This window comes from Bradyrhizobium sp. FW305-F6, assembly GCF_058782905.1.
In genome coordinates, this window is record NZ_JBYSYD010000002.1 from 1,207,986 (window position 1) to 1,231,171 (window position 23,186).

The 23,186-nt window shown below is 65.7% G+C and carries 19 protein-coding genes; 13 read left to right on the forward strand and 6 right to left on the reverse strand.

Annotation, left to right across the window (positions count from 1 at the left end; translation table 11 throughout):
- A complete protein-coding gene (locus tag AC3WLX_RS17025) occupies positions 1–2,877 on the forward strand; it encodes an EAL domain-containing protein (protein ID WP_492336813.1) in 2,877 nt (958 codons plus the stop codon).
- A 233-nt stretch (positions 2,878–3,110) separates the two neighbouring features.
- Here AC3WLX_RS17025 and AC3WLX_RS17030 read toward each other — a convergent pair whose 3' ends face one another.
- Positions 3,111–3,374 carry a DUF7662 domain-containing protein gene (locus AC3WLX_RS17030; RefSeq protein ID WP_492336814.1) on the reverse strand — a complete coding sequence of 88 codons (264 nt, stop codon included), beginning with the start codon at positions 3,372–3,374 and terminating at the stop codon, positions 3,111–3,113.
- Between the two features lie 145 nt (positions 3,375–3,519).
- Between AC3WLX_RS17030 and AC3WLX_RS17035 the strand changes: the two genes are divergently transcribed.
- A complete protein-coding gene (locus tag AC3WLX_RS17035) occupies positions 3,520–5,016 on the forward strand; it encodes a sensor domain-containing diguanylate cyclase (protein WP_291629488.1) in 1,497 nt (498 codons plus the stop codon).
- Positions 5,017–5,132: 116 nt separating this feature from the next.
- On the opposite strand, the gene AC3WLX_RS17040 is transcribed toward AC3WLX_RS17035, so the two are convergent.
- Positions 5,133–6,008, reverse strand: coding sequence for a UTP--glucose-1-phosphate uridylyltransferase (locus AC3WLX_RS17040; protein WP_291629486.1), 876 nt, complete (start codon positions 6,006–6,008; stop codon positions 5,133–5,135).
- 206 nt (positions 6,009–6,214) lie between these two features.
- Between AC3WLX_RS17040 and AC3WLX_RS17045 the strand changes: the two genes are divergently transcribed.
- On the forward strand, positions 6,215–7,600 hold the full coding sequence (locus tag AC3WLX_RS17045) for a lytic murein transglycosylase (protein ID WP_492336815.1): 1,386 nt from the start codon (positions 6,215–6,217) through the stop codon (positions 7,598–7,600).
- 170 nt (positions 7,601–7,770) lie between these two features.
- Complete coding sequence (locus tag AC3WLX_RS17050; RefSeq protein WP_492336816.1) at positions 7,771–9,474, forward strand: SGNH/GDSL hydrolase family protein; 1,704 nt, start codon at positions 7,771–7,773, stop codon at positions 9,472–9,474.
- Positions 9,475–9,701: 227 nt separating this feature from the next.
- On the opposite strand, the gene AC3WLX_RS17055 is transcribed toward AC3WLX_RS17050, so the two are convergent.
- The gene (locus AC3WLX_RS17055) at positions 9,702–10,070 is read right to left on the reverse strand and encodes a CsbD family protein (RefSeq protein ID WP_291631389.1); all 369 of its coding nucleotides are present in this window, start codon (positions 10,068–10,070) and stop codon (positions 9,702–9,704) included.
- Between the two features lie 82 nt (positions 10,071–10,152).
- Positions 10,153–10,890, reverse strand: coding sequence for an SDR family NAD(P)-dependent oxidoreductase (locus tag AC3WLX_RS17060; RefSeq protein ID WP_492336817.1), 738 nt, complete (start codon positions 10,888–10,890; stop codon positions 10,153–10,155).
- A 97-nt stretch (positions 10,891–10,987) separates the two neighbouring features.
- On the opposite strand from AC3WLX_RS17060, the gene AC3WLX_RS17065 reads away from it, so the two are divergent.
- Both AC3WLX_RS17065 and AC3WLX_RS17070 read left to right on the forward strand, forming a co-directional pair.
- Positions 10,988–11,767, forward strand: coding sequence for an SDR family NAD(P)-dependent oxidoreductase (locus AC3WLX_RS17065; protein WP_492336818.1), 780 nt, complete (start codon positions 10,988–10,990; stop codon positions 11,765–11,767).
- A 186-nt stretch (positions 11,768–11,953) separates the two neighbouring features.
- Complete coding sequence (locus tag AC3WLX_RS17070; protein ID WP_492336819.1) at positions 11,954–12,841, forward strand: TauD/TfdA dioxygenase family protein; 888 nt, start codon at positions 11,954–11,956, stop codon at positions 12,839–12,841.
- A 168-nt stretch (positions 12,842–13,009) separates the two neighbouring features.
- Here the strand turns inward: AC3WLX_RS17070 and AC3WLX_RS17075 are convergent, their stop codons facing one another.
- Positions 13,010–13,654 (reverse strand): YqgE/AlgH family protein, encoded by a 645-nt coding sequence (locus tag AC3WLX_RS17075; protein WP_492336820.1) that lies wholly within the window; start codon positions 13,652–13,654, stop codon positions 13,010–13,012.
- Positions 13,655–13,796: 142 nt separating this feature from the next.
- Between AC3WLX_RS17075 and AC3WLX_RS17080 the strand changes: the two genes are divergently transcribed.
- On the forward strand, positions 13,797–14,636 hold the full coding sequence (locus tag AC3WLX_RS17080; RefSeq protein WP_492336821.1) for a protein-disulfide reductase DsbD domain-containing protein: 840 nt from the start codon (positions 13,797–13,799) through the stop codon (positions 14,634–14,636).
- Between the two features lie 93 nt (positions 14,637–14,729).
- Complete coding sequence (locus tag AC3WLX_RS17085; RefSeq protein WP_492336822.1) at positions 14,730–16,097, forward strand: flippase; 1,368 nt, start codon at positions 14,730–14,732, stop codon at positions 16,095–16,097.
- An 11-nt stretch (positions 16,098–16,108) separates the two neighbouring features.
- On the opposite strand, the gene AC3WLX_RS17090 is transcribed toward AC3WLX_RS17085, so the two are convergent.
- Entirely contained in the window at positions 16,109–17,083 is a 975-nt protein-coding gene (locus AC3WLX_RS17090) for a LysR family transcriptional regulator (protein WP_492336823.1), read from the reverse strand.
- Positions 17,084–17,219: 136 nt separating this feature from the next.
- Here AC3WLX_RS17090 and AC3WLX_RS17095 point away from each other — a divergent pair, with 136 nt between their 5' ends.
- The 5 genes from AC3WLX_RS17095 to AC3WLX_RS17115 all read left to right on the forward strand — a co-directional run bounded on the left by AC3WLX_RS17095 (position 17,220) and on the right by AC3WLX_RS17115 (position 23,072).
- Positions 17,220–18,242: a carbon-nitrogen hydrolase family protein gene (locus tag AC3WLX_RS17095; protein WP_492336824.1), complete on the forward strand. Its 1,023-nt coding sequence runs from the start codon at positions 17,220–17,222 to the stop codon at positions 18,240–18,242.
- A gap of 66 nt (positions 18,243–18,308) precedes the next feature.
- Positions 18,309–19,628: a substrate-binding protein gene (locus AC3WLX_RS17100; RefSeq protein WP_291625354.1), complete on the forward strand. Its 1,320-nt coding sequence runs from the start codon at positions 18,309–18,311 to the stop codon at positions 19,626–19,628.
- 9 nt (positions 19,629–19,637) lie between these two features.
- Positions 19,638–20,513, forward strand: a complete 876-nt coding sequence (locus tag AC3WLX_RS17105) for a branched-chain amino acid ABC transporter permease (RefSeq protein WP_492336825.1) — start codon at positions 19,638–19,640, stop codon at positions 20,511–20,513.
- Positions 20,510–22,381, forward strand: a complete 1,872-nt coding sequence (locus tag AC3WLX_RS17110; RefSeq protein WP_492336826.1) for a branched-chain amino acid ABC transporter ATP-binding protein/permease — start codon at positions 20,510–20,512, stop codon at positions 22,379–22,381. Before AC3WLX_RS17105 ends, AC3WLX_RS17110 begins: the two co-directional genes overlap by 4 nt.
- On the forward strand, positions 22,368–23,072 hold the full coding sequence (locus AC3WLX_RS17115) for an ABC transporter ATP-binding protein (RefSeq protein ID WP_492336827.1): 705 nt from the start codon (positions 22,368–22,370) through the stop codon (positions 23,070–23,072). The genes AC3WLX_RS17110 and AC3WLX_RS17115 overlap by 14 nt, the downstream gene beginning before the upstream one ends.
- Positions 23,073–23,186: the final 114 nt, after the last annotated feature.

A 23,186-nucleotide genomic window follows, 5' to 3' on the forward strand; every position in this document is an offset into this window, starting at 1 on the left:
TTGCGTCTGATCAGGTGCCTCGCGCCCATCGCGCTGGGCCTCATGATTCTCGTCGCCGCGTATCCCGCGCGCGCGCTCGACGCCGTCAGCGTCCGCAGCGACGCGCCCGCGATCGACCTCACCGGCGTGCTCGAGCATCAGCGCAGCGATGCCGATCGCATCCAGGTCTCCACCGCGCCCGGCACCGACGGCATCGTCCGCCGGATCGAGGTGCGCGCCCGCGAAGGCGGCCAGAACTGGGTGGTGTTCGCGCTCGCCAACAACACCGACGACCAGCTCGACCGCCTGATCGTCGCCCCCCATTACCGCATCGTCTCGTCGGGGCTGTTGTGGCCCGATCTCGGCCTGTCGCGCATCGCCACCATCACGCCCTCGATCGGCGACCGGCCGGAGCGGCAGGAAAGCGCCACCGCGGACGTGTTCCGGATCACGCTCGACCCCGGCGCCGTCGTCACCTTCGTGGCCGAGCTGCGCACCGACAAGCTGCCGCAGCTCTATCTGTGGGAGCCCGAAGCCTACAAGGACAAGGTCAACTCCTTCACGCTGTACCAAGGCATCGTGATCGGCATCTCCGGGCTGCTGGCACTCGTCCTCACCATTCTGTTCGTGGTGAAGGGCAGCATCATGTTCCCGGCCGCCGCGGCGCTGGCCTGGGCGGTGCTTGTCTACATCGGCGTCGATTTCGGCTTCTGGGGCAAGGTGCTCGACATGTCGAACAACGCCGAGCGCATCTGGCGCGCGGCGGGCGAGGCGATCCTGGCGGCCACGCTCTTGGTGTTCCTGTTCGCCTATCTCAATCTCAGCCGCTGGCACGTGCGCTATTCGCACATCACGATCGGCTGGCTCGCCTTCCTCGGCTCGCTCGTCGCGCTGGCGCTGTTCGATCCGGCGGTGGCCTCCGGCATAGCCCGCATCTCGCTGGTGCTGATCGCCTTCGCCGGCTTTGCGCTGATCGTCTATCTCTCCACCCACGGCTTCGACCGCGCCGTGCTCCTGATCCCGACCTGGTTCCTGCTCGTCGTATGGGTGGTCGCGGCCGGCATGACCGTGGCCGGCTCCGTCACCAATGACATCGTCGGCCCTGCCCTGCTCGGCGGCCTCGTGCTGATCGTGATGCTGATCGGCTTCACCGTGATGCAGCACGCCTTTGCCGGCGGCGGCGCCACCACTGGCGTCGTGTCCGATATCGAGCGGCGTGCGCTGGCGCTGGCCGGCTCCGGCGATCTGATCTGGGACTGGGACGTGTCCGCCGACAAGGTGTTCACCAGCCCCGAGACCGAAGCCCTGCTCGGACTGAAGCGCGGTACGCTGGAAGGCCCGGCCGCATCCTGGCTCGAGGTGCTGCATCCGCTCGACCAAGACCGTTTCCGCGCCGCGCTCGATAGCGTGCTGGACCAGCGCCGCGGCCGCCTCGTGCAGGATTTCCGCCTGCGCACGCCGGACGGCCATTTCATGTGGTTCGCGCTGAAGGCCCGCCCGGTGGTCGGCTCCGACGGCGAAGTCTCGCGCGTGGTCGGCACGCTCACCGACGTCACCGAGCTGCGCAACGCGGAAGAGCGCCTGCTACACGATTCCGTGCACGACAACCTCACCGGCCTGCCCAACCGCAAGCTGTTCATGGACCGGCTGGGTGCGGTCGCACATTTCGCCAAGACCATGCCGACGTTGCGGCCGACGCTGATGGTGATCGATCTCGACCGCTTCAAGCAGGTCAACGATTCCGTCGGCATCGCCGTCGGCGATTCCATCCTGCTGACGCTGGCCCGCCGCCTCACCCGCATCCTGAAGCCGCAGGACACGCTGGCGCGGATGGCCGGAGACCAGTTCGGCTTGATCCTGCTCTCCGAGCAGGACCCGGCCCGCATCACCGCCTTCGCCGAGACCATCCGCAAGACCATCCGCGCGCCGATCGCCTTCAACGACCGCGAGATCTTCCTGACGGCCTCGATCGGCCTCGCGCTCTCCGATCCGCAAACCCAGCTCACGGACGAGATCATCAAGGACGCCGAGCTGGCGATGTATCACTCCAAGCGCATCGGCGGCGACCGCATCGACGTCTACAAGCCGGCGATGCGGGCGCGGAAGACCGATCGCCTGACGCTGGAGAGCGAATTGCGCCGCGCCATCGAGCGGCAGGAGATCACCATCCTGTACCAGCCGATCGTGCGGCTGGAGGATCGCTCGATCGCCGGCTTCGAGGCCCTGGCGCGCTGGGATCACCCCAAGCTCGGCCGCATGGCACCTTCGGAATTCATCACCATCGCCGAGGAGACCGGGCTGATCGTCGACCTCGGCATGTTTGTGCTCGACCAGACTGCAAAGCAGCTCTCGGTGTGGCAGCGCGCGATGCGCTCGCGCGAGCCAATCTTCGCCTCCGTCAACGTCTCCTCGCGGCAGCTGCTGCGCCACGACCTGATCCACGACATCCGCACCGTGCTGTCGCGCTCCTCGGTGGCGCGCGGCACGCTCAAGCTCGAACTGACGGAATCGCTGGTGATGGAGAATCCGGAGCACGCGGCACAGATGCTGACGCGAATCCGCGAACTTGGCACCGGGCTGTCGCTAGACGATTTCGGCACCGGTCATTCCTCGCTCGCCTATCTCCAGCGTTTCCCGTTCGACACCATCAAGATCGACCAGTCCTTCGTGCGCACCACCAGCCGCGGCACCCGCCCGGTGATCCTGAAGTCGATCATCGCGCTCGCGCACGACCTCGGCATGGACGTGGTGGCGGAGGGCGCCGAGACCGATTCCGATGCAGTCGAGCTCTACCAGATGGGCTGCGAATACGCGCAAGGCTTTGCCTTCGGCGAGCCGATGGATGCGGACGCAGCGATGCGGCTGCTGACGGAAGTGCGGCTCGAAGCGGCGAGCTAGATTCTCTTCTTCCCTTCTCCCCGTGCGGGAGAAGGTGGCACAGGCGGCCTTCGGCCGCCGTTCCTTAGAACGCCGATGCTTTGCATCGGCTACGGCGTCGGATGAGGGGTTCTGTCCGCGTATTCCGATGTGAGAGGTTCGCTCGCGGAGAGAGACCCCTCACCCGTCTCGCCGCTACGCGCCGAGCCACCCTCCCCCACAAGGGGAGAGGAGAAGAGCGCGCCCCATAAACATCATCGCCGCCGCTCGTTCTTCTGCTTCCTGAACCGCACGCTCGCACCATCCGGCATCCGTGTCGCCACGAACCCGGCGGCGAGGCAGGCTTCGCGTTGCGGCATCTGGATGTCGGGGCTGCGCAGGCTGTCCCACCAGGAGGCACGCTGGGCCGCGCGCGGCAACGCCGCGCCGATGATCTCCTCGATCTGTTCGAAGCTCAGCACGAACTCCTCCTGCTTCTGCCGCCGCAGAAAATCGCGCAATGCGTCGTAATCGTTCACGTCAGTCCTCTCGTGGGCCCCGGAAGATCAAGCCTGCCAAAAATCGTTAGGCGCATAAACCGATCCTTAACTCATTGGCGCCGCGCCGTCCTGCCTTAAACACTACTCAAGATTTCGGGCGCATCCACTGGTATCGGGAGCGATGATGCTGTCTGGATGGCGTGAGATAACGGCCCGCGGGCCGTGGCGGATTTCGGCGAAACTGCTGATCGTCTCGTCCGTGGTGACGGTGATCGGATTTTCGGCCATTTGCGTCAACGTCATGCTCGACATGCGACGCGGCGAGGAGGCGCTCGCCCGCCAGACACTGGAGAACCTCGCGACCACCATCGAATCCGACATCAGCCGCAACGTCGAGATCTATGATCTGTCGCTGAAGGCGGTCGCCAGCAACATGCTGTTGCCCGAACTCACGACGGTCTCGCGGCCGATCCGTCACCTGATCCTGTTCGACCACGCCACCACCGCGAAACATTTCGGTGCCATCCAGGTGTTCGATGCCGGCGGCCGGCTGACCATCGACGCCTCCACGCTCGATCCCCTGCCGGAGGACCGGAGCGAGGAGGACTATTTCAGGGTTCACCGCGACAATCCCGGGCAGGGGCTGTTCATCAGCCGCCCCATGCTGTTTCGCGGGGCCTACTCGATCGTGCTGAGCCGGCGCATCAGCGACTCGGACGGCGGCTTCATGGGTGTCGTCGCCGGCTCGATCCACTTCAGCTATTTCCACGAGCTGTTCGATCGGCTCAAGCTCGATCCCGACGACACCATCACCGTGCTCAAGCGCGACCGCACCATCATGATGCGGCGGCCGTTCGACCTCGACGTCATCGGCAAGAACCTGAACGAGCGCCAGACCTGGAAGGCCGACAATCTCAAATCCGGCGGAGCCTACGCCGGGCAGGGACCGGTGGACGCGACGCCGCGCCTCTACGTGCGCAGCACCGGCTCTGCTCCGATGTTCGTGGTAGCAGGCAAACCGCTGACCGCCGTGTTCGAGATTTGGCGGAAGGAAGCCTATCGTATCGGCGCCGTGGTCCTGGCGCTGATCCTGTTCATGCTGGCCTCGACGCTGGTGCTCGCGCGCGAGATCCACCGGCGCGCCGAGGCAGAGCGCAAGCTCGAGGAGATGGCGACGACGGACGCGCTCACGGGCCTGAAGAACCGCCGCAAGTTCGATTCCGTCATCGACGTCGAATGGCGCCGCGCCATGCGTCAGAAGGCGCCGATCGCGCTGCTGATGATCGATGCCGATCACTTCAAGGCCTACAACGACACGTTCGGCCACCAGGCCGGTGACCAGGTGCTGGTCGGTATCGCCATCTGCATTTCCGATTCGGTGAGCCGGGCCGGCGACTGCGTCGCGCGCTATGGCGGCGAGGAATTCGCGGTGCTTTTGCCGGACACCCCGGCCGCTAATGCCTTCAAGGTGGCCGAGACCATCCGCCTCAAGGTGCAGGGCTGGTCCGACGATCAGGCGATGTCGACGGTCTCCTGCGGCATTGCCAGCCTCGTTCCCGCCGCCGGCATGGACTGGCCCGTCCTGGTCGCCGCCGCGGACAAGGCGCTCTACGCGGCCAAGGCCGGCGGGCGCAACCAGTCGGTGGTTGCCAGCCTGTCTCAGCTGTCGCTGGTGGCGTGAGCCTCTCTCGCCGTCATTGCGAGCGAAGCGAAGCAATCCAGACTGTTTCCTTAGAGCCAGTCTGGATTGCTTCGTCGCTTCGCTCCTCGCAATGACGAGTGGAGAGATAGCGCCTGCTACTGCCCCAGATACTTTTTCATTTCCGCGATCAGGCCGTCGCGCAATTCCGGGCGCTGCATGCCGTAGGCGATGTTGGCGCGCAGGAAGCCTGGCTTGGAGCCGCAATCGTGGCGCTCGCCGTCGAACTCGACGCCGTAGAATTTCTGCGACTTGGCAAGGCCGATCATCGCGTCGGTGAGCTGGATCTCGCCGCCGGCGCCGCGCTCCTGGGTTTCCAGGATCTTGAAGATCTCGGGCTGGAGGATGTAGCGGCCGGTGATCGAGAGGTTGGAGGGCGCGGTTCCCTTGGCCGGCTTCTCGACCATGCCGTCGACCTCGAACATCTTGCCGTTGCGCTTGCCGACGCCGCAGATGCCGTATTGATGGGTGAGATGATCGGGCACCGCCTCGACCGCGATCAGGTTGGATTTCTCGCCGAGCGAGGAGGCCATCTCCATCATCTGCTTCAGGCAGCCGGGCGTGTTCAGCACGAGTTCGTCCGGCAGCACGACTGCGAACGGCTCGTTGCCGACGATGTCGCGCGCGCACCAGACGGCATGGCCGAGGCCGAGCGGCGCCTGCTGGCGCGTGAAGCTGACGGCGCCGGCTTCGGGCTGGTTCTGCGCCAGGATGTCCTGCTCGGCCTTCTTGCCGCGCGCGGCGAGCGTGGTGTCGAGCTCGAACATCCGGTCGAAATGATCCTCGATGACGTTCTTGTTGCGGCCGGTGACGAAGATGAAGTGCTCGATTCCGGCTTCCCTGGCTTCGTCATAGACGTACTGGATCAGCGGCTTGTCGACGATGGTCAGCATTTCCTTCGGCATCGCCTTGGTGGCGGGCAGGACGCGGGTGCCGAGGCCGGCGACGGGGAATACGGCTTTGCGAATTCTCATGTGATTGATCGAATACCTGGGGGCACATGTGACGGGAGCAATGGCTTCTTGCTAGCCTGTTTGCAGCCGCCAACAAAGGCGGATGTGGGGCCTCGGACAGTCAGAGTTAAGAAAAAGGCCGTCACCAAAATTTCACCTTTGTTAAGCTATTGGCAACGCTAACCGGGCCTCCTGTGGCGGATTATTCTCGGGCCGACGGGTGGGACATGATGCAATCAGTGGCAGGACTGGCAAGACGGGCGGGCGGAGCGGTGGTTGCGGCCGCTTTGCTGCTGCCGGCCGGCGCGCAGGCCCAGTCGCAGAACGGCCTGTCCAACCTGTTCGGCGGCATCTTCTCCGGATCGAACCCGGCACCGGCGCAACCCTCGCCCGGCACCGGCGGTACGCCGACGGCAGCATTGCCCTGGACCGGCGAGGACGGCGCCTCCGGTCATCCGCTGATGACGGCTGCCGCGATCCGAGAGGCCGCGGGTAATTTCAGCAATTGCGTCGCCGCGATGTGGCCCGATGCCGCGCGGCGCGGCGTCACGCAGGAGAACTTCCAGCGCTTCACCGCGGGACTCTCGCCCGATCTGCGCATCATGGACCTGATGGACTCACAACCGGAGTTCACCAAGTCGATCTGGGCCTATCTCGACATCCTCGTGAACGACAACCGCCTCGCCAAGGGCCGCGAGGTGCTCGCCAAGTACAAGGCGCAGTTCGACGCGACCGAAAAGGCCACCGGCGTCGACCGCTACATCATCGCCTCGATCTGGGGCATTGAATCCAATTACTCGACGCAGATGGGCGACCGTAGCGTGCTGCAATCGACCGCCACGCTCGCCTGCATCGGCCGGCGCCAGGCCTATTTCAAGGACGAGTTCCTCTCCGCGCTGGAGATCCTCAACCGCGGCGACCTGCGGCCCGAGCAGTTGCGCGGCTCCTGGGCCGGCGCCTTCGGCCCGACCCAGTTCATGCCGACCGCGTTCAAGCGCTTCGCGGTGGACGGCGATGGCGACGGCCGGCGCGACGTGGTCGACAATCCGACCGACCTGATTGCCTCGACCGCCAACAACCTAAAAAAGGACGGGTGGCAGCCGGGCCAGACCTGGGGCTACGAAGTCGCGGTGCCGCAAGGCTTCAACTACATGCTGGCGGATCGCGCCAAGGCGATGCCGATCGCGCAATGGGAGAAGCTCGGGCTCAAGCGGGCCACCGGGCAGGCCTTCCCGCACCCGGCGGAGAAAGCCTATTTGCTCGCACCGGCCGGTGCGCAGGGACCGGGCTTCCTGATGCTGCAGAATTACCGCGTCATCATGAAATACAACCCGGCCGAAGCCTATGCACTGGCGATCGGTCATTTCGCCGACCGCCTGCGTGGTGGACAGCCCTTTGTGCAGCCCTGGCCGCGCCAGGAGCGCGAGCTGTCGCGGACCGAGCGGCTGGAACTGCAGCAGCTGCTGGCCCAGCGCGGCTTCTACAAGGGCACCCCGGACGGCCAGTTCGGCGGTCAGACCCGCGAGGCGCTGCGCCATTTCCAGGCCTCGATCGGAGCGCCTGCGGACGGGTTTGCCTCCTCTGACATGCTGGACCGGCTGCGCGGGCGGTAAAATCGGTTTGAAAGTAACCCTGAAGGGGGATTTCGGCTGATGGCCTTGACGGGAGCGGCGGTTCCCCGGTGTATGGCCGAAGAATCTGCAAGAGAATCTGCCCGCTTGGCGCCTGATTCCGCTATTATGTCGAGATACCTCCAGTCCCCATGGCGCGTGCCCGAGATCGCATGTCGAAGAAGTCCCTGTTCAAGGCGCTGACCGAGACCGGCCCGTTGATCGCGCTGGGGACGGCGCTTGCGATCCTGGTTTCGATCGCAGCACCTGCTTCTGCGCAGTTCTTCAACTTCCCGGGCTTCGGCGGCCCGCCGCAGCGTTCGGCCCCACCGCCCCCACGGGGCGGCGGTGGGGGTGGCGGCTGGTTCGGCGGCGACTTCTTCGCGCCATTCCAGCAGCAGCCGCCGCAGGCGCCGCGCCAGGATTTTTCCCGCGCCCCAGCACCGGCCAAACGCGACACCATCCCTGAGAAGAACGTGCTGGTGATCGGCGATGCCATGGCCGACTGGCTCGCCTATGGCCTCGAAGACGCCTACGCCGAGCAGCCCGACATGGGCGTGATCCGCAAGCACAAGACCACGTCCGGCCTGATCAGGTATCAGCCCAGGGGCGAGCCCGCGGACTGGGCCGCGGCGGCCAGGACCATTCTAGAGACCGAGAAACCCGACGTGATCGTCGTCATGCTCGGGCTCAACGACCGCACGGCAATCCGCGAGCCCGTCGCCGACAAGGCGGCCACGGAGAAGGAAAAGGACAAAAAGAACGACAAAGGGGCGCGCGCCAAGCCGCCGGCAAAGCCGGGCGAGGCCAAGCCCGGCGACACCGCCGCCGCCAAGCCCGACGACAAGCCTGCCGATGCCGACCTGCCGCAGGACGACGCCGACAACGCGGACACGCCTGCGGCCGCGCCGGAAAAGACCGCACGCAACCCGAACGGCCTCTACGAATTCCGCGACGACCGCTGGGTCGAGCTCTACGGCAAGAAGATCGAGGAGCTCGCCAATATCCTGAAATCGAGGGGCGTGCCGGTGCTGTGGGTCGGCCTTCCCGCAGTGCGCGGACCGAAGGGCACCGCGGACACGCTGTTCCTGGATTCGCTGTACCGCGAGGGCGCGGCCAAGGCCGGCATCACCTATGTCGACGTGTGGGATGGTTTCGTCGACGAAGCCGGCCGCTTCCTGCAGAAGGGACCCGATTTCGAAGGCCAGATCCGTCAGCTGCGCAGCTCCGACGGCATCTATTTCACCAAGGCCGGCGCACGCAAGCTCGCGCACTATGTCGAACGCGAGATCACGCGTTTGCTCGCCGGACGGTCCGGACCGATCGCGCTGCCGAGCGAGCCTGCGACACCCGACACCAGCGCCGAACCGGGCAAGCCGCCGCCGCGGCCCTTGGCCGGGCCGATCGTGCCGCTGGTTGCAGCCTCGATTTCAGCCGATCAATTGCTGGGCGGGCCGGGCTCGCGTCCCGCCGCCGTCGATGCACTCGCTGCGAGGACGATGGTGAAGGGCGAGCCGCTGGCAGCTCCAGCCGGCCGCGCCGACGATTATGCCTGGCCGCGCCGGGAAGTGGGCCGCGAGCAGGCCAAAGGCGATACGCCGATGGCCGCGTCGACGCCGGACGGCGGCCCAGCGCCGGGCGCACCGGGCGCGGCCGCCGCAATCGCACCGCCAAAGCCCGCGCCGAAGCGGCCGCAGCTCCCGCCGCAGCAGCCGGCACAGGCACCGCCGGCATTCGGCGATTTCTTCGGCTTCGGCTCGCCGCAGCCCCCGCCGCGTCAGTTGGCGCCTCCGCCCGGGCCGCGCAATCCGACTCCCAATCCAGGGATCCCGCGTCCGCCGGCGAATGTCGGCCGTTCCGCCGAGATGTTCCGGTAAGGCGTGCGTTGGTGAATGGTGTCATTCCGGGGCGCGTGTAGCGCGAGCCCGGAATCCATCGTGCACCAACTACGCCGCTGAATGGATTCCGGGCTCGCGCCAAGAGGCGCGCCCCGGAATGACCAAAAGAGCGATGAGATTGGAGAAATCGTCATCGCGCTTCAGGGTTGTTTGCGCATGATCTTTTAGGAAAACGGCTTCGCGCCTTCCCGGATCATGCTTCAGCCTTAATAGCGCCAGCGCTGGGGCGGGCGGCGTGCGGGGCGCGCCATCAGCAGCGCCAGCGCGAAGCCGATGCCGCCGGCCACGAGCAATGCGCCGAGCGGGTTGTCCTGCACCTTCTGCGCGATGGCCTTCGAGCCGTCGCGGAAGGTATCGCCGCTGTTCTCATAGGCATCCTTGGCATAGCTGGCGGCCGTGTCCGTGGCGTCGCGCACGGCATCCTTGGCCTGGCCGTAGAGATTCTGCACCGTGCCGGCAGCCTCGCGCGCCTTGCCGGAGGCCTGCGTCTTGGAATCGCCTGCCATGTCTCCGATCGCGCTTTCTGCCTTACCTGCGTAGTCCTTGGCCGCGCCAACAATCCGATCCGTATCCATGATGCTCTCCTCCTCGGGTGTCAGCCGAAGTAACAGATCAGGCGCGGCGCGGTTCCAGGGCGAATGAAAGTGTAGTCGGGTTCTACAAGATCAGCCCGCCATCGACGACCAGCGTCTGGCCGATGACGTAGGACGACAGCGGCGAGGCCAGGAACAGCGCCGCGCCCGCCATGTCGGCCGGCGTGCCCAATCGCCGCAGCGGGATGCGCGCGAGCGCGCCTTCCAGCCGCTTCGGATTGTCGGTCGTCACCTTCGTCATCTTGGTGTCGACGAGGCCGGGCGCGATGCCGTTGACGCGAATGCCGTCCTCGGCCCAGGCCTCGCCCAGCGTCCGCGTCAATCCGACCGCACCGGTCTTGGAGGCGTTGTAGGCCGGATTGCCCATCGTGGAATGATAGGCCGCGGTCGAGGACACCATGATGAGCGACCCCTTTGCATCCCGCAGCATGGAATGAAACCGCGTCGCGCAGGCCATCAAGCTCATCAGATTGACCTCGACCACCTTGCGGAAGCCGGCCATCTCGAATTCGCCGCGACGATACAGCACCGCCCCTTGCGCGAGCACCAGGACGTCGAGCCGGTCGAAGGACGGCTTGAACGCCTCGATCGCTCCCGCATTGCTGACATCGAGCTGCGCGTAAGCGAGACCGGTGAGATCGGAGCCTTCTTCGGCCGAATATTCCGCTGCGCGAGCACGCGTGCCGCAAACTGCGACATGCGCGCCTTTCGTGCGGAACGCCTGCGCGATGCCGTTGCCGATTCCGCTGGAACCGCCGACCACCAGCACCTGCTTGCCTGAGAAATCGAGCTCGCTCGCCATCGCGTCCTCCCCTCGTGTTCTGCTTGTTTGACCTGTCTGCGGATCGATGCCAGCCTTGTCAATCATAACAAGAACAAGCCCAGCGCGAGGAAACGCCATGTCGGATTTCAAGCAGCTCAGCCGGTCCGTGAAGGGCCTAACGGTTCTCGTCACCGGCGCGGCCAGCGGCATGGGGCGGGCAACCGCCCGCGTGTTCGCTGCCGAAGGCGCGAACGTCGCCGTCACGGATTTCGACGAGCAAGGTGCTCATGCGGTCGCGAGCGAAATCAAGGCGAGCGGCGGTTCAGCAAGGACGTGGAAGCTCGATGTCGCCGACGGCGGCGAGATCAAGCGCGTCGTCGGCGACATCGCCGCGCATTTCGGCGGGCTCGACATCGTGGTCAACAACGCCGGCATCTCCGTGCGCGTCGCGATCGACGACGAGGCCTATGAGGACGCCTGGGCCAAGGGTATCGCGGTGATGCTGACGGCGCATCCGCGCATCATCCGCGCCGCCCTGCCTCACCTGCGCAAATCGAACAGCCCGCGCATCGTCAACATCGCCTCGACCGAGGCGCTCGGGGCCACCGCACTGCACAGCCCGTATTCGGCAGCGAAGGGCGGCGTCGCCAGCCTCACCCGTTCGCTGGCCGTGGAGCTCGGCCGCGAGGGCATCACTGTCAACTGCATCTGCCCCGGGCCGATCCGCACCGCCATCACCGACCGCATCTCCGAAGAGCACAAGACCATCTACGCCAAGCGCCGCACCGCACTCGGTCGTTATGGAGACCCTGAAGAGGTCGCACACATGACGCTGAGCCTGTGCCTGCCGGCGGCCTCGTTCCTCACCGGCGCGGTGATCCCGGTCGATGGCGGGCTGATGGCGCGGAACGCGTGAGAGCCAATTCGTAGCCCGGATGAGCGAAGCGACATCCGGGGCTTCGGATCCACCCTCCCGGGTATCGCTGCGCTCACCCGCGCTACGGGCAGCCATGCGTTCGAAGCGTTGACAACGACCGACGCGAGAGTAGCTTTTTCATCAACAGAGCGGGACCAACCGCTCGCGACCCGCGGGAGAAACGCCATGACGATCGCCATCCGGCAGCTTCAGAAGCATTTTGTCGGCGAGGTTTCCGGCCTCGATTTGCGCAAGCCTCTCACTGCGGATGAGGCGCGCGAGGTCGAGGCGGCCATGGACAAATATGCGGTTCTGGTTTTCCATGACCAGGACATCACCGACGAGCGGCAGATGGCGTTCGCGCTGAACTTCGGTCAGCGCGAGGACGCGCGCGGCGGCACCGTGACCAAGGAGAAGGATTACCGGCTGCAATCCGGGCTGAACGACGTCTCCAATCTCGGCAAGGACGGCAAGCCGCTTGCGAAGGACAGCCGCGCGCATCTGTTCAATCTCGGCAACTGCCTGTGGCATTCCGACAGCTCGTTCCGTCCCATCCCCGCGAAATTCTCGCTGCTGTCGGCACGTGTGGTGAACCCGAAGGGCGGCAACACCGAGTTCGCCGACATGCGCGCCGCCTATGACGCGCTCGACGACGAGACCAAGGCGGAAATCGAGGACCTCGTCTGCGAACACTCGCTGATGTATTCGCGGGGATCGCTCGGTTTCACCGAATACACCGACGACGAGAAGGAGATGTTCAAGCCGGTGCTGCAGCGCCTGGTGCGAACCCATCCCGTGCATCGCCGCAAGTCGCTGTATCTGTCATCGCATGCCGGCAAGGTGGTCGGGATGAGCGTGCCCGAGGGGCGGCTCTTGCTGCGCGATCTCAACGAGCACGCGACGCAGCCGGAATTCGTCTACGTCCATAAATGGAAACTGCATGACCTCGTGATGTGGGACAACCGCCAAACCATGCACCGCGTCCGCCGCTACGACCAGTCGCAGCCCCGCGACATGCGCCGCGCGACGGTGGCGGGGACCGAGCCGACGGTTCAGCAGAAGGCGGCGGAGTAGCGGGGCACAGCGCTCCTCAGCAACCGGTGTCATCGCCCGGCTTGACCGGGCGATCCAGTATTCCAGAGACGGCCGCGATTGAACCGAGAGGCTGCGGCATACTGGGCTCGCCCGGTCAAGCCGGGCGATGACAGAGATAGGTGGGACGAACACAGCGAAGCACTATCGCTACGCGTGTCCGGCCTCGTTGGAGAGCATGCCGGGATCGATGCCGATTTTCTGCAAGGCGCGGTTGTACTTGTCGTCGACGTCGTCGCCGAAGATCAGATCGGCATCGGCGTCGCAATGCAGCCAGCCATTGCTCTGGATCTCGGTCTCCAGCTGGCCCGGCGCCCAGCCGGCATAGCCGAGCGCAAGGATGGCGTGCTTGGGACCGGAGCCGCTGGCGATGGCGCGCAGGATGTCGACTGTCGCGGTGAGGCAGACCCCGTCGTCGATCCGCAGCGTCGCGTTCTCGATGTAGAAATCGCTGGAATGCAGCACGAAGCCGCGGCCGGTGTCGACCGGACCGCCTCGCAGCACCTTCATGCTTTCGGCATTCTCCGGCAGCTTGATGTGCTCGCCCTTCCTGATGATGCCGAGCTGCTGCAACAGCTCGGGGAAGTCGATGCTGCCGGCCGGATGGTTCACGATGATGCCCATCGCGCCCTCGGCGGAATGGGCGCAGAGGTAGATCACCGATCGCTCGAAGCGGGAATCGCCCATCACAGGCATCGCAATCAGGAGCTGGCCGTCGAGATAGTCCGCTGAACTCGGCAGCGCCGCGCCCGAGCCGCGGGTGCTTTCGCCCGACCTCTTGCCTGTGGGAGCCATCGCTGAAGCACTCCGGTTTCGATTCCTATCCTGATGTCGGGCCGGTCGGCTGTCAAATCAAGGCTTGAGCCGACGTGATTCGAGTGCGTCCATCACAAGCAATTCAATGGTTTGGCCCAGGCCGACCCTGTAAAGACGTAGAATGTCCAGCATTGTTCCCCTGCGTGCGGCGATAGGTGTCGCGACAACCCTGCTTGCGTCGTTCTTGGCGATCGCTGCCCGTGCCGACGACGCTTCGCCATGGCAGCGCGACGGACATTCTGCGGTGCGGCTGTTGGCGGGATCGCGCAGTGGCGCCGTCCTGCTCGGCGGTATCGCGTTCCAGCTCCAGCCCGGCTGGAAGACCTACTGGCGGACACCCGGCGATTCCGGCGTTCCACCGCGGTTCGACTTTTCCAAGTCCGACAATGTCGAGGCCGTGACGGTCATGTGGCCGGCGCCGCAGAAATTCGACGACGGCGCGGGCGGCCATTCGATCGGTTATCGCGACCAGCTCGTGCTGCCCTTGCGCATCGTCGCCAAGGCCGCCGACAAGCCCGTGACCTTGCGCGCCGAGATCCATTACGCCGTGTGCGAGAAGCTCTGCATTCCCGTCGAGGCCAGCGCCGAACTCGGCTTCAACAGCGTCGCATCGACCGAGGACACGAACCTGCGCGCCGCGCTCGACACCGTGCCGAAGCCCGCCAATATCGGCGACCCCAATCCGCTCACCATCCGCGACGTCAAACGTGACGGGCCTGTGAACGTGGTGGTCGACGTGGTGACGCCTGATCGCCGCAACGTCAATCTGTTCGTGGAGGGGCCGACACCCGATTGGGCGCTGCCAATTCCGGCGCCTGTGCCGCACAGCCCGCCCGGCGTGATCCGATTTTCTTTCGAGCTCGACGGCCTGCCGCCGGGCGCCAAGCCGGATGGTGCGGCGCTGAAGTTCACGCTGGTCGGGCCTGATAAGGCCTACGAGTTCAATACCAATCTGAACTAGCGTCCACCCAACCGAATCTTAACGAATGGTTGCTAGTCCCCTGGCATGCCGCAGCATGCGGGACGCCTTAGGGGACCGTTCGACTTGGCCGTGATGGATGCAGAACCCGCAACGACCGGACCGGCCGGGTTGATCGCGCGGCTCCGCGCAAGGCTCGCGGGCGGATCGAGCGAGGCCTCGCTGACGCGGCGGCTCGCCGGCACCATCTTCATCATCCGCGTCATCAGCGCGGGCCTTGCCTATGTCTCGCAGGTGCTGCTGGCGCGCTGGATGGGCACGTCCGACTACGGCATCTATGTCTATGTCTGGACCTGGGTGCTGCTGCTCGGCAGCATGATGGATTTCGGCATCTCGGCCTCGGCGCAAAAGATCATTCCCGAATATCGCGCCGGCGGCGAGCAGGCGCTGCTGCGCGGCTTCCTGTCCGGCAGCCGCTGGCTGACCTTTGCCGCGTCCGCGCTGGTGTCGCTCGCCCTCGCGGGCATCGTCAGGCTGCTGTCGCCCTGGATCGATCCGGCCGAGCTGCTGCCGCTCTATATCGGCTGCATGACGCTTCCCGCCTTCGTCGTCGCCAACACGCAGGACGGCATCGCACGCTCGCACGACTGGATGCAGCTCGGCCTGATGCCGCAATTCATCATCCGCCAGGCGCTGATCATCGGCATCACCGCCGCGGCCTTCCTGCTCGGCTATCATCTCGGCGCGGTGGCGGCGATGGTCGCAAGCGCCGGGGCGGTGTGGATCGCGATGGCCGGGCAGATGGTGGTGCTGAACCGCAAGCTCGCCGATCACGTCACGCCCGGACCGAAGGCCTATGATATCGGGGGCTGGCTCGCCGTCTCGCTGCCGATCCTGCTGGTCGAGAGTTTCTACCTGCTCTTGTCCTACACCGACGTGCTGGTGCTGCAGCAATTCCGCCCGTCCGACGAGGTCGGCGTCTATTTCGCGGTGGTGAAGACGCTGGCGCTGGTCTCCTTCATCCACTACGCGATGTCGGCCACGACGGCGCATCGCTTCGCCGAGTACAACGCGAGCGGCGACAAGGCGCGGCTGTCGGCCTATGTCGCGCACGCCATCGGCTGGACGTTCTGGCCGTCGCTGGCGGCGACCGTCGTGCTGCTTGCGCTCGGCAAGCCGCTGCTATGGCTGTTCGGGCCGCAATTCATGATCGGCTACGATATCATGTTCATCGCCGCCATTGGGCTCGTGGTGCGCTCCGCAATCGGGCCGGTGGAGCGCCTGCTCAACATGCTCGGGCAGCAGAAGATCTGCGCGCTGGCCTACGCACTGGCGTTCGCGATGAACCTCGTGCTCTGCATTGCGCTGGTGCCGCGCTATGGCGGCTACGGTGCGGCGGCCGCAACTTCGATTTCGCTCACCTTCGAGACGGTGCTGTTGTTCTGGATCGTGCGGCAGCGGCTGGGGCTTCACGTGCTGGCGTTCGGACGCCGCACTGCTTAGCCGTCGCGCTATCAGCCGCTCTGAAATGCGACGACCGCGGCATCCGCCACCAGCAGCGCGTCGAGCATCTTGCGGCCCGACGTATCCGCCTGCATCAGCGGGTCGGACTTGAACATCGCCTTGAGATAGCTCGATACGGCGCGGATGCGCGGCACGAACTGGAGGTCGCTGTGGACGTTGATCCAGACGTCGCGCGTCGTCGACATCTTCTCGTGCAACACCGGAACCAGATCGCCGCGGCCAGCCACCGCAAAGCTCGGCAGCAGCACGAGGCCAATGCCGCCGGCCGCTGCGTTCATCTGCGCGATCATGCTGTTGGAGTGAAAGCTGACCGGCGGATTGCGGATGATGTCGTCGAGCCAGCGCACCGAATCCAGCTGGATCAGATCGTCGATGTAGGTGACGAAGCTGTGGCGCGCGAGGTCCGCGGGCCGTTCCGGCATGCCCTCGCGTGCGAGATAATCCCGGGAGCCGTAGAGGGCGAGCTGAAAGCTGCCGAGCCGCTCGGATGCCATGCCCTGTCCTGGCGGACGGAAGAAGCTCAGGAAGATATCGGCCTCGCGGCGATTGACCGAGACTGCCTGCGGCGAGGTCAGGAGCTCGACGGTGAGATCCGGATAACGTTGCCGCAGCGGTGCGAAGCGGAATGCGAGATAGAGCGAGGCGATGCCTTCCATCGTCGCGAGCCGGACGCGGCCCGCCATCCGGCTGCCGCCGCGCTGCACGTCCTGATGCATCGCGATGACGGCGCTCTCGATCCGCTCGGCGTGACAGAGCAGACGTTCGCCGGCTTCGTTGACACGCAACCCCTGCGGCGAACGCTCGAACAGCGTCGCGCCCAGCGCGCATTCGAGATGCGCGATCCGCCGGCTGATGGTGGATTGGTCGACCCGTAGACGCTTGGCCGCGCTGCCCAGGCTGCCGCCGCGGGCTGCGTGAAGAAATATCTTGAGGTCGTCCCAGTCGAGCGAGTTGAACTCCTGCATGCCCCACCAGACAGCAAGCGTTGTGCCAGCGACGTACGGTGGGACGGATTGTCGCCCCCTGCAAGCCGTCTTGCAGGATTGTCTGTATCGAGGCCCCGGGGACGCCACTAGCCTGTCCTGAACCAAGGACAAAGCCATGCTTCCTCGCTTCAAGGCCGCCGCGGTCCATGCTGCGCCGGTGTTTCTAGACCGCTCGGCGACCACAAAGAAGGCAATCTCGCTCATCCGTGAGGCAGCCGCCGCCGGCGCCGAGATCGTGGCATTCTCCGAGACGTTCATTCCCGCATTCCCGGTATGGGCTGCGCTGTGGGCTCCGATCGACAATCACGATCTGTTCGTCCGCATGGCGGACCAGTCCGTGATGGTCGACGGCCCAGAGATCAAGGCGATCCGCGACGAAGCGCGCGCGCTCGGCGTCGTGGTGTCGATCGGGATCAGCGAGAAGTCGCCGGCGAGCGTCGGTGCGATCTGGAATAGCAACCTCCTGATCGGCGAGGACGGCGAGATCCTCAACCACCACCGCAAGCTGGTGCCGACCTTCTACGAGAAGCTGATCTGGAGCGGCGGCGACGGCGCCGGCCTGCGCGTCGTCGACACCAGGCTCGGCAAGATCGGGCAGCTGATCTGCGGCGAGAACACCAACCCGTTGGCACGCTATTCGCTGATGGCGCAGGGTGAGCAGCTTCATATTTCGAGCTGGCCGCCGGTTTGGCCGACCCGCCGGCCGGCCGGTGGCGGCAACTACCACATCGCAGCGGCCACCCGGATCCGGGCGAGCGCGCATTGCTTCGAAGCAAAGGTGTTCGGCCTCGTCACCGCGGGCGTACTCGACAAGGCGGCGCGCGACATGCTGGTGGCGCGCGACGCCGCCGCCGCCGCCGTGCTCGACGCGACACCGCGCGCGGAGACCTTCTTCCTCGATCCGACCGGGGAACAGATCGGCGAGGCGTTGCGCGACGAGGAAGGCATCCTCTACGCCGAGATCGATCTCAACCGCTGCGTCGAGCCCAAGCAGTTTCACGACGTGGTCGGTTACTACAACCGATTCGACGTTTTCGACCTCAGCGTCAACCGCCGCCGGCTCAATCCCGTGTCCTTCACCGGAAGCGCGGCGTCCCAGCCGGACACGGAGAGCGATCACATCGATGCCGGGTCGTGAGCCCGGCTCGTACCTAACCGAAATCCACCGGCCGCTCCGGCGGTGATCAAACATGGAAGGTGAGTCATGAAGCTCGATCGTCGTCAGATTCTGCTCGGAAGCGCCGGCGCCGCTGCCGGTCTCGTGCTTCCAGGTAGCGCCGCCTGGGCGCAGACGCCGGCCAGCATCGGCACCTTCCCGGACGGCGTCACCGCGGACTCGGTTTTCGTCGGACTGACCATTCCGCTCACCGGCGTCTTCTCCGGTGACGGCGGAGATCTCAAGCTTGGTTACGAACTGGCGATCTCGGAGATCAACGCGGGCGGCGATGCCGCGAAGAAATGGGGCCTGCAAGGCAAGGGCGTGCTCGGCCGCCAGATCCGCTACAAGGTGTCGGACACCGAGGGAAAACCCAATCTCGACGTGCAGAGCGCCACGCAATTCATCCAGCGCGACAAGGCGATCATGCTTTCAGGCTCGGTGTCGAGCGCCAGCGCAATCGCGCTGGAGGAATTGGGCTCCCGCGAAAAGGTGCTCTACATGGTGGGCATCGCCGGCTCCAACGACATTACCGGCAAGAACTGCCAGCGCTACGGCTTCCGCTCGCAGCAGAACGCCTACATGGCCGCCAAGGCGCTCGCGCCCGTCGTCGCCAAGGCACTCGGCAAGAACATGAAGACCGCCTTCCTGGTGCCCGACTATACCTACGGCCACACGGTCTATGACAGCTTCGCGAAGTTCTCGAAGGAACAGGGCTGGCAACAGGTCGCCAAGGAAGTGGTTCCGCTCGGCACCACCGACTATTCCTCGGCGCTTCTCAATATCGCCAACAGCGGCGCGGACGTGTTCGTCAACATCGCCTTCGGCGCCGACGCGGTCGCCTCGACCAAGCAGGCAGAACAATTCGGCGTGCTCAAGAAGATGAAACTGGTGGTGCCGAACCTGTCCTCGTTCCAGGACAAGGAGCTCGGCCCCGAAATCATGCAGGGCGTCTACGGCAGCTGCGACTTCTGGTGGACGCTGTCGGATCGCTATCCGCTTGCGAAGGGCTTCGTCGACGCCTTCGTCGCGAAGAACAAATATCACCCGCGCTGGGGCGCCCATATCGGCTACATGCAGACCTATCTCTGGGCGATGACGGTCGAGCGGGTGAAGAGCTTCAATCCGGTCGACGTCATCAAGGCGATGGAGGCCTCGAAGGAGCAGCCCTACGAGACCACGATCGGCAAGGTCTACTTCCGCGCCGAGGATCACCAGATGGTGCGTCCGATCCCGGTCCTGCGCGGCAAGGCGCCGGCAGCGATGAAGGGGCCCGAGGACTATTACGAGATCGTCGACGTTGCCGAAGGCGAGAGCGTGATGAATCCGCCGGACCTGTTCGGCTGCAAGCTCGGCCCCTATACCTGAGCCGCCGAGATGCCAAGCTGGCCCGCCCTCGCCTCGCAGGCCTTCAACGGCCTCGCCCTCGGTTCGCTGCTCGCGCTCGTCAGCAGCGGCCTGACAATCATCCTGGGCACGCTCGGTGTCCTGAACTTTGCCCACGGCGCGTTGTTCGCCGTGGGCGCCTACGCCGCCTTCGTCATGCTGCAATACACCCAGTCGTTCCTGCTCGCGATCACGGTCGGCTGCGGCTTCATGCTGGTGCTCGGCTTCCTGCTCGAGCGCCTGATCATCCGCTTCTTCTACGGCCGGCCGCATGAAGACCAGATCCTCGTTACCTACGGCATCGGCATCGTCCTCGTGGAGTGTGTGCGCGCCGTCTTCGGCGGCAATGCGCAGCGCGTACCGACCCCGTCATGGGGACAGGGCGCAACGCAGCTCGGCTTCCTGATCTACCCGACCTACCGCCTCCAGCTCATCGCCATCATCGCAACGCTGCTGGTCGGCCTCTATCTCGTGCTCTACCGCACTTCGATGGGCCTCGTGGTCCGCGCCGGAATCGAGAACCCCGGCATGGTCGGCATCCTCGGCATCAACCTGCGGCGCACCTTCCTGCTGGTGTTCGCGATCGGCGTCGTCGCAGTCGGCCTCGCCGGAATGCTCTATGCTCCGGTCGTCGCGGTGACGCCGGACATGGGCGCGAACTTCATGGCGCAGTCCTTCGTCGTGATCGTGCTCGGCGGCCTCGGCTCGTTCCCGGGCGCCGTGGTCGGCGGGCTGATCGCCGGCGAGATCGTCAGCCTCACCAGCGCGTTCAACTCCTCCTATTCGGAAGTGATGCTCTACGCGCTGATGGCGCTGCTCCTGGTAATGCGCCCGCAAGGCCTGTTCGGCTCGGAAGGACGGGTATGAGAGGGTCGCGATCGGGCGGGCTGCGGAGCCACATTCCGGAGCTCGCGATTCTAGCCACGCTGATTGCGGCACCGGTGGCGCTGCCGCATCTCGGCTTCTCCATCGACCTGCTGACGCGGGTGCTGAACTGGGGACTGATCGGGCTCGGCTTCGACATCCTGTTCGGCCTCGCCGGTCTCCTGTCGTTCGGCCAGGCCGCGTTCTACGGCGTCGGCGGCTTCGTCACGGCGTATCTGCTGGTTTCGGGCACGCTGAGCAGCGTGTGGCTGGCGCTCGCCGCCGGCACGATATCGGCCGGCGCATTCGGGCTCGTCGTCGGCTGGCTCGCGGTGCGCCGCATCGGCATCTACTTCACGATGATCACGCTGGCATTCGGCCAGATGGCCTATTTCATCGAGAACTCGCCGCTGTCGCACTATACCGGCGGCGAGAACGGCATTCCCGGGGTGCCGGTGCCCGTGCTTGGCTTCGGCGAGCATGCCGTCCGCATCGGCGCGGGCCTGCCGATGTACGTGCTGTTCGCGGTGATCTTCTTTGGTGGCTACGTGCTGGCACGCCGCATCGTCCGCTCTCCCGTGGGCGCGATCCTGCTCGCGATCAAGGAGAACACCGCGCGTGTCGCAATGCTCGGCCACAACGTGCCGGCCTACAAGCTCGCAGCCTTCGTCATCGCCGCGCTCTACGCCGGGCTTGCGGGCGGCCTGCTCGGCTCGTTCCAGAGCTACATGCCGCCGGACGCGTTCTCGCTGGAGACGTCCGGCCAGCTCGTGGTCCAGACCATCGTCGGCGGCGCCAACACCCTGATCGGACCGCTGGTCGGTGCCGCAGTCTGGCTGTGGCTGCGCGACAATCTCCAGCTCGTTCCCGGCCTCACCACGCTGTGGAAGCTGGTGCTCGGCATCGCCTTCATCGCCCTGGTCGTCGGCCTGCGCCGCGGCATCTGCGGCGAGATCATCCATTGGTTGACCGAGCGCCGGACCCTTTCCGCACGCCGGGCCGCCGAGGCCACAACCGAGGCGATCGAGGCCGGCGCGGTGAAAACCGCATCGAGCAGGGGGCGCGACACCGCCCTGCCATTGCCGCCACCCGCCACCGGCGATGGCGACGTTGCCCTGGAAGCCTGCGCGCTGGCGCGGCACTATGGCGGGCTGAAGGCGGTCGACGGCGTCTCGTTCAAGGTGCGCTGCGGCTCCATTCATGCCGTTATCGGCCCGAACGGCGCCGGCAAGAGCACGCTGTTCAAGATGCTGCTGGACGAGGTCAGTCCGACATCGGGTCATGTGCTGCTGTTCGGATCGCAGGTGACCGGTCACGGCGTCAGCCGGACCGCGCAGTTCGGCATCGCCAAGTCCAACCAGCTGAACCAGCTTTTTCCAAATCTCTCGGTGCGGAAGAATTTGCGCATCGCCGCCTTGGCGCGCCGCCGCGGACCGCTGCGGATCGATCTGCTGCGAACGGCCGACAGCCTGCCGGAGGTGGAGGCACAGATCGACGCGATCATGGCGCTGCTCGATCTTGCAGGGCGCGCCGACACGCCGGCGCACATCCTCGCCTACGGCGAGAAGCGGCGCCTCGAGATCGGCATGGCGTTTGCGACGAGCCCGAAGGTGCTGTTGCTCGACGAGCCCCTCGCCGGCATGAGCCCGTCGGAACGCGCCGCGACCTGCGCACTGATCCGCGACATCGCCCGGACCTGCACCATCGTCATCGTCGAGCACGACCTCGACGCGATCTTCGGCCTCGCCGAGCGCATCACCGTGCTCTACGAAGGCCGCCTGCTCGCCGACGGCACGGCGGACGAGATCCGCGGCAACCAGCAGGTTCAGGACGCTTACCTCGGAGGGCTTCACGCACATGAGCCTGCTTGAAGTCGACCGCATCAACACCCTCTATGGCGATTCCCACGTCCTGTTCGACCTCTCGATCCGGGTCGAGGAGGGAGAGGTCGTGGCGCTGCTCGGCCGCAACGGCGCCGGCAAGACCACGACGCTGCGTTCGATCATGGGGGTTCTCGCTCCGAGGAGCGGCGAGATCCGGCTCGATGGCAAGACGATCAGCGGTCTCACTCCATCCGCCATCGCCAATATGGGCGTGCAGCTGGTCCCCGAGGAGCGCGCGATCTTCGGCGGCCTCACGGTCGAGGAGAATTTGCGTATCGCCGCCTTGACCGCGCCGAACGCGTGGTCGTTCGAGCGCATCTACGGTGTGTTTCCGCGCCTGAAGGAACGACGCAAATCCCTCGGACGAACGCTGTCGGGCGGCGAGCAGCAGATGCTCTCGATCGCCCGCGCGCTGATCCGCGACGCCCGCATCATCCTGCTCGACGAGCCGTTCGAGGGACTGGCGCCGCTGATCGTGCGCGATCTCGTCAATGTCGCCGCCAGCCTCGCGCGCGAAGGCCGCACCATGATCGTGGTGGAGCAGAACGTCGCCGCAGCGCTCAGCTTCGCCACCCGCGTCTACGGGCTCAACAACGGCCACGTGGTGTTCGAGGGCACCTCCGCCGAGCTCAACGCCAACCCCGACCTGGCCCGGGATTTCCTCGGCGTCGGCGCGTAAGCAACCGCCTGCGGCTGTTTCGCAAGGACCGGACGACAAAATCGTGGGGTGAGCAAGCAGAGCGCACCCCCTTTCACTTCGATGGGACGCATGGTGGGCACTGCGCAACGCGCC